The sequence below is a fragment of the Prauserella muralis genome, assembly GCF_003202285.1.
In the GTDB taxonomy this organism is placed as follows: domain Bacteria; phylum Actinomycetota; class Actinomycetes; order Mycobacteriales; family Pseudonocardiaceae; genus Prauserella_B; species Prauserella_B muralis.
This window is the reverse complement of sequence record NZ_MASW01000016.1, coordinates 42,152-48,151: the sequence shown is the minus strand read 5'-3', so window position 1 is coordinate 48,151 and position 6,000 is coordinate 42,152. Positions and strand designations below refer to the sequence as shown.

Sequence of the window (6,000 nt, the reverse complement as noted above, 5' to 3'; positions counted from 1 at the left end):
ACCACACGGGGTCAAAATTCGCGAAGCGTTGACACGCTTCAGCGTGCCGCCTGATGCGTAGTCGCTGCTGCGGAGAGCGATGTGCCAACCGGGTTGGGACGCGACGTAGGTCTGCAGGTGGTCGCTTTCGAGGAGAGTGGGCCACCGCTGGTAGAGGCCGACGCGTACCGGCCGTTGAGTCCGTGGGTGTGCGGCCCGACGGCTGCGGGGATTGCGAGTGGCAGGCGGCATTGTGGTGAACCTTCCTTTCGAGTCATTGGCGAGTGGCTTCGATCCGCTGCGTTCGTTGCGCGAGCGCGAACGCGCGATGTCATGCCGCGTCGCGGCGGTGATCGGGGTGGCTGGCGTCCGCGGTGCCTGGCTCGGCGGGCAGTGTTTGCTCGCTGGCTTCGGCCTGGGCCAGGTCTGCCGCGAGGCTGGCGACCACCCGCGCGAGCTTGTGCATGTCGGGTGGATCGCGGCGAGCGCCGCGCACCACCACGTTGCGCACAGCTCTGCTCGCGCCAACGCGCCGTCGGGGTTGCCTGCTCGGCGCGGTGATGGGGCTTCCTTGCTGCTCCTGGTCGGCCGGAGCAGGGACGTCGGCGTAGTTGTCGTTGGTCTGGTCGGGGTTGCGAGGTTGAGCGCACATGAGCGCCCCTTTCGTGCCCGTGAAGCCCGCGGCTGGCGGAGGTTCACGGGACTGCTGGTCGGCGACAGGAACCGTCGACACAGCGGGCACTCCCAGCTGCCGACACCTGCGGTCGCCGATCCGCGAGAAGCGGGTTTCGCGGCGATGCGGGCACGCACCATGACGTGCGTTGAATGAGCTGGGACCACCGAAGCTGCCACGACCAACGGGCCTCTACTCTCCGCATCCGTCTGTGCGGGGCCGGCGCTCGTGGCCGTGCTGGACTCTTGCCGTTCGGCAGGACTGTGTGCCTTGCCGAACTGGTGCTGGGTCACCTCGTCAGCGCGAAATGGGCGGTCGACGCGAGTCCAGAAGAGCATTACCGGCGCTGACCGCGAACGGCGGCGCGTCGGCATGGCGATGAACGTGATGGGTGCCGAAGCACCTCCTCTCTGTTGAACCGGGGACAGGTGTGCCACTCAACTAAGGTAACACCTGAATATATCTAGTACAGCCTGTGTATCTCAAGTGTTGCCTGTTTGTGGGTGTGTGTCTGCTGAACACGCCGGACATGCGGCGGCCGGAGGCGGTCGCCATCGGGGACACTGAGCGTCGGTTGGCGACGGCGCGAAGCGCTGCGGAGCGACGAACACGGGACGGCAGCGGGTGCAGATCGAGTGGCGGCTGCGGAAGGTCATGGCCTCCCGCGACGTCTGGACGGCGACCCAGCTGCGCGAACTCCTCATCCAGCGCGCCGGGTTCGAACTGTCCCTCCAGTCGGTCGACGTGCTGATCAAGAAGCCGCCGGTCCAGGTGAAGGTGGTGACCCTGCAGGCGCTGTGCACGACGCTGCAGTGCACGCCCAACGAGCTGTTCGGAATCGACACTCCGCAGGAGGTATCGATCGCCGACGAGCCGGGCGCGAGCGATTCTCCGGCCAGCCGATGACAAGCACGCACTGAGGGCTGCGGTGGGCCGTTCATGCGGCTTGCGCCTCGTCGTCGCGCACGCCGAGACGTAGAAGATCGTCCAGCATGAGTTGGACGGCGAACGCTGCCTGTTGGGGAACAACGCCGTTGCCCAGTGCTCTCAGCTGGGCGGCCCGAGGTATCTCGACGGAGGTTATCCAGCCTGGGTCCAGGCCCATGAGCCACTCAACGAAAAGTGGTGACAGGCGGGGACGACCCCTCGTGCCAGGTTCCGTTGGATGCGGGGCTGCTATGCCACGGGTGAGTTCCCATCGCCGGATGGCTGGCGCATACGGTCCCCAGCTGACGTGCTCGGTCTCGGGCTTGGCCTGACGGGCGTCTACGGTTCGGGCGGCGTGGGGAACAGCGGGAGAACCTCCTGGGACAGGGGAGGACGGAAACCTGCCCCGGCTCTCCTGCCGGATGTGCCCGTGTCGCTCGCTCGTGGCGTCGGCAGCAGCCTTACCGCAATCGACAGGGGCATGCCCATTCCGTTGCCGTTGATCCCGCGCGCACGGTGTCGCGCCTGCCGCTGCAACCACCCTGCGGGGTCCTCGCCATCGTTGGGGTTGCTGCTTGCCGGTGTCGGCAGGAAGGTCGTCACCGTGTCGGTGAGGTTCACCTGGTGTCCCCCTGCCAGACGCGACTCCGGCGAGCATCCGCCGCGCGTGTCGTCCCGTGCTTGCGGTGTCGGGAGCAGCCTGACGGACTCGCACGGATTCCGGCTCGGCCGGACTGCCGTCGCGATCGCCTTCTTGGATGACCGGCCGCGCGGCGACGACGGTTCCGGCTGGGTAGGCGAGCAGAAACACCCGCTCGCGTCGGTGGGGCGCGCCGATGTCGGACGCTCGAACGCTTGTCCACTGCGCGTCATACCCGACTTCGGCCAAGTCGCCGAGAACGATGTCGAGGCCGCCTTGGCGCCAGCGGAGAGCGGCGACGTTCTCCACGATGAGGAGCGTCGGTCGTAGATGGCGAACGGCTGCGACGACTTGGTGCCAGATTCCACTTCGGGTTCCTTTCCTGATGCCGGCTCGACGGCCGGCTGCGCTGATGTCCTGACATGGGAATCCGGCGGTGAGGACATCGACGGGCTCAACCTGTTGCCAGTCGATGGTGGTGATGTCGCCGAGGTTGGGCACGTCCGGCATCCGGGCTGCAAGGACCTTGCTCACATGTGGGTCCGGATCTGCCACCCACAGCAATCGTCCGCCGCCAAAGGCGGTCGCCACGCCGAGGTCCAGGCCGCCGTATCCCGTGCAGAGCGAGCCGAATGTGAGGTCGGGCTTCGCTCCGAGGTGTCCAGGGAAGCGGTCACGCAGCAGTGTCATGGCCACCTCCCTCGGCCACGCGCTTGGGCTGCGCTTGGTGGAAGGTGCGCTCGTCGACCAGCGGCTCGTGCACTTTCGGTGCCGAGGTGACCCATTGCTCGATGGGCGTCGGGCGGCCGGCGATGGTGCGGGCCCAGACCTGGCGTCCGGTGTACTTGACGTTGGTGACGATCCGCCGGACGGCCTTGGGTGTCCAGCGCCCGTTGGGCACAGGGGCGGGGTACTGGTGGTGGTCGCTGTTGAGTCGTGCGGCGATGACGGCGAAGCCCAGGCCGTGGTCGGCGCGCCAGATGAAGATCTGCCGGACGGCGGCGGCGGTCTGCCAGTGTGGGACGAGGACCGCGCGTAGTTTGCTGTGTCCGCTGGGGTCGGTGACGCGGATGCGCAGGGCGCGGTAGCCGTAGGGCGGTGGCCCGATCTGGTAGCCGGCGCGGACGAGTTCGACCATGGCTTGGCGGGCGCGGCGGGTGGTTTCGGCGTGGTGCGCGGCGAGCGCGACCCACTGGATGCGGTTGCCGCGGGCGTCGACCAGTTCGCTGTCACCGGTCGGGTCGTCCGCGTTTGCTTCGGTGTCGACGGCGGAGGTATCTGACTGGGTTGTCCACAGGGTTGTCCACAGGCGGGACCACCACGGTGGACGCGTCTCGGCCACCGGTGTGCCGGTGCACTGGTGGCGGGCGGCGGCGCGAAGCGCAGCGCGCTTGCGTCGGTACTCGGGATGCCAGCCGCACTCGCGGCAGTACAGGCGCGTCGTCATGCCGCTCGCCCCCAGCCGGGGTAGGTGACGCCGTTGACGGGGGGCCGGATGACCTCGTCCTCGGTCGACCACGGGATGCCGGCTGCCGCGGCGGCGGCGAGTTCGGCGTCGTGGGCGAGTTGGAAGACAAGCACCTCGTGGTGCGCGGAAAGTGCGGTCGGCGTACCGGCGGCGCGTGCTCGGGCGGCAGCGCGGCGTTCGGCCAGTGAGGCTCGGGTGACCAGCCGGCTGCCGCGCAGTCGGGCGGTCAGTGCGATGCACTGCTCGACCGGCGCCAGCCCTGCCGAAGTTCCGGCGGCGATGAGCGGGGTGGTCAGGTCGACCAACGTGCCGTCCGGGTGCCGGAGGGGCCGCGCGACGATGGCGACGTGTCCGCCGGAGCGCAGCAGCGGCTCGCAGTAGAGCAGTGTCGTGGCGAGGTCGGCGAGGGCGGACTCGACCGGGTCGCGGTCCGGACCGTTCGCGCGGTCCGGCGCGGTGCGCAGGGTGGTCAGGACGAGTCCGATTCGCCCGATCAGCCCGGCGGCCCGGACGGTCGCGAGCACCTTCGGTCGGGCGTCGAGGACCGAGCCGTCGCGCCAGGCGCCCGCGGTTTTGGCGGCGGTGACGTTGGCGCGAGCGAGGGTCCACCACCGGGTGCGGGAGGTGAGTCCGAGCGCGTGACGGCCGGCGCGCAGTGCCTCAACGAGGACGGTGCCGGTGCCGCAGTCCGGGTCGAGAACGAGGTCGCCGGGGCGGGTGTAGGTGGCGATCGCGTGGGCGGCGACGGCGGGCGGAATCCGGTCGGTGTCGGTCTCGGTGCCGGGCACACAGCCGGTGTCGCGCAGTTGCGCGAGCGGGTCGCGCTGGCCGGTCGGCCAGACCGACAGCGGCGGCATTGAGGGCTCCTCCCCCGGTGGCAGGGGGAGTGGCCAGGGCGACGTGGGGCGGTCAGTCATCGGAGGTCTCCTCGCCGTCGGCGGTGTCGGTCGGGGCCGGCTGGCGGGTGAACACGAAGAGGTCGTCGTGCACCTGGGTGTGCCGAGCGGGCGTCGCGAGCGGTCGCGCCGGAGCCTGGGAACGGGCGTGCGCGGCCGGGGTCGCGACGGCGAGCGCGCCGTCGCGGACGGGGACGCGCAGCAGGGCGATGCGATCGAGGTAGCGCAGTCCGGCGTGGTGCGCGGCGCGCACCAGCGAGCCGGCGGGGTCGGTGAGCCGATCACGGGAGTGGTCACCGTGAGTGATGACGGCGAGGGTGCCGGTCGGGGTGAGCAGACCGGCCCAGTCGGCCGGGCGGAACCAGTCGAGGGTGCGTGGTTCGGCCGCGGTGATGACGAGGTCGTAGCGGTCCGGACCGGCGCCGGTCGCGGTCGAGTCCGGTCCGGGACGGCGGTGTGTCGACGGTCCGGCGGGCTGGTCGGTGGTTGGACTGTCGGTGCGCGGTCGGGGTCCGGACTCGGACTCGGCCGACGCGTCGCCGGGGTGTTCGTCGGCCGGGTCGGGGTGCGCGACGGTGGTCTGGGTCTGGATGCCGCGGCCGAGTCGGACCACGGTCCAGCCCGCTTCGTGTAGTCCGGCGTACGGGCCGGGCCGGGACTGGTTGCGGCCCGCCGTTGGTGACCACGATGCGGGTGGGGCGAGGTAGGGCGCGGGGTCGAGCAGGAGCACCCGCTGGCCGGGCTGGGTGTAGGTGGTGACGATCTTGATGACCGCGGTCAGCAGCCAGTTGGCGAGTAGCCCGGTGCCTTCACGGAGGTCGTCTTGCGCGCACGGCCAGACGGTGCTCGGCCGGTCGGGGCGAGGGTGGCGCAGCGTGAGGCGCAGGGTGCGTCGGCGTGGTGGTCGCCGCCTGTGCGGGAGCGGGATCGGGACGGTCGGGGGGTCGGTGTGGCCGTGCTCCTGGGAGCCGTCTCCTGGGGAGTCGTTGCGGTGTGTCGGGGTCATCGCGGGTCTCCTCCGACGGATGGGTGCTGTGCGTTCTGACGCCCCTTAACTCCGTATTTCGACCCCGTTTTGGACACGCCTCGCCAAACTTCTTTGAGATGACAAAGGCGCGCGTAAATAGCGACTCGACGTGACTCGAACAGTTCTGCCAAAGCATCGACGCGGAGCCGCCTGTTCCGTCGACTCAGGTCGCCGTTCGCCGTTTCTGGACCACTCTGCGGTCAGATTTTTCAAGATTTTTCGGCGGGCGCCAGATTGATCTTGAATGCAGACTGCGTCCAGGCACGCTGCGGCTACTAGCGTCGTACTAGCGATCAACTATAACCGCAGCTCATCGGCTACTAGTGTCGATCTGAACACGCGGGCCGCGAGGTCGCTTTGTTGATCTTGCTTCGTGGTGTTCGCGGGATG

General features: G+C 69.3%; 6 protein-coding genes. 1 reads left to right on the top strand and 5 read right to left on the bottom strand.

All coding sequences use genetic code 11. The features are described 5' to 3' along the window. Positions 1–310: 310 nt before the first annotated feature. The gene (locus BAY60_RS36930) at positions 311–631 is read right to left on the bottom strand and encodes a hypothetical protein (RefSeq protein WP_146771144.1); all 321 of its coding nucleotides are present in this window, start codon (positions 629–631) and stop codon (positions 311–313) included. A 645-nt stretch (positions 632–1,276) separates the two neighbouring features. Here BAY60_RS36930 and BAY60_RS36265 point away from each other — a divergent pair. Beyond that, positions 1,277–1,558: a helix-turn-helix domain-containing protein gene (locus tag BAY60_RS36265; protein ID WP_112285782.1), complete on the top strand. Its 282-nt coding sequence runs from the start codon at positions 1,277–1,279 to the stop codon at positions 1,556–1,558. A gap of 31 nt (positions 1,559–1,589) precedes the next feature. Here the strand turns inward: BAY60_RS36265 and BAY60_RS37715 are convergent, their stop codons facing one another. Genes BAY60_RS37715 through BAY60_RS36245 form a run of 4 tightly spaced genes read right to left on the bottom strand, consistent with a single transcriptional unit; the run spans position 1,590 to position 5,589 of the window. Next, positions 1,590–2,909 carry a DNA cytosine methyltransferase gene (locus BAY60_RS37715; RefSeq protein WP_211330587.1) on the bottom strand — a complete coding sequence of 440 codons (1,320 nt, stop codon included), beginning with the start codon at positions 2,907–2,909 and terminating at the stop codon, positions 1,590–1,592. Further along, a complete protein-coding gene (locus tag BAY60_RS36255; protein ID WP_112285781.1) occupies positions 2,893–3,666 on the bottom strand; it encodes a recombinase family protein in 774 nt (257 codons plus the stop codon). The genes BAY60_RS37715 and BAY60_RS36255 overlap by 17 nt, the downstream gene beginning before the upstream one ends. Then, complete coding sequence (locus BAY60_RS38460; RefSeq protein WP_170160673.1) at positions 3,663–4,544, bottom strand: DNA methyltransferase; 882 nt, start codon at positions 4,542–4,544, stop codon at positions 3,663–3,665. Before BAY60_RS38460 ends, BAY60_RS36255 begins: the two co-directional genes overlap by 4 nt. A gap of 52 nt (positions 4,545–4,596) precedes the next feature. After that, the gene (locus BAY60_RS36245; protein WP_112285779.1) at positions 4,597–5,589 is read right to left on the bottom strand and encodes a hypothetical protein; all 993 of its coding nucleotides are present in this window, start codon (positions 5,587–5,589) and stop codon (positions 4,597–4,599) included. Positions 5,590–6,000 lie beyond the last annotated feature (411 nt).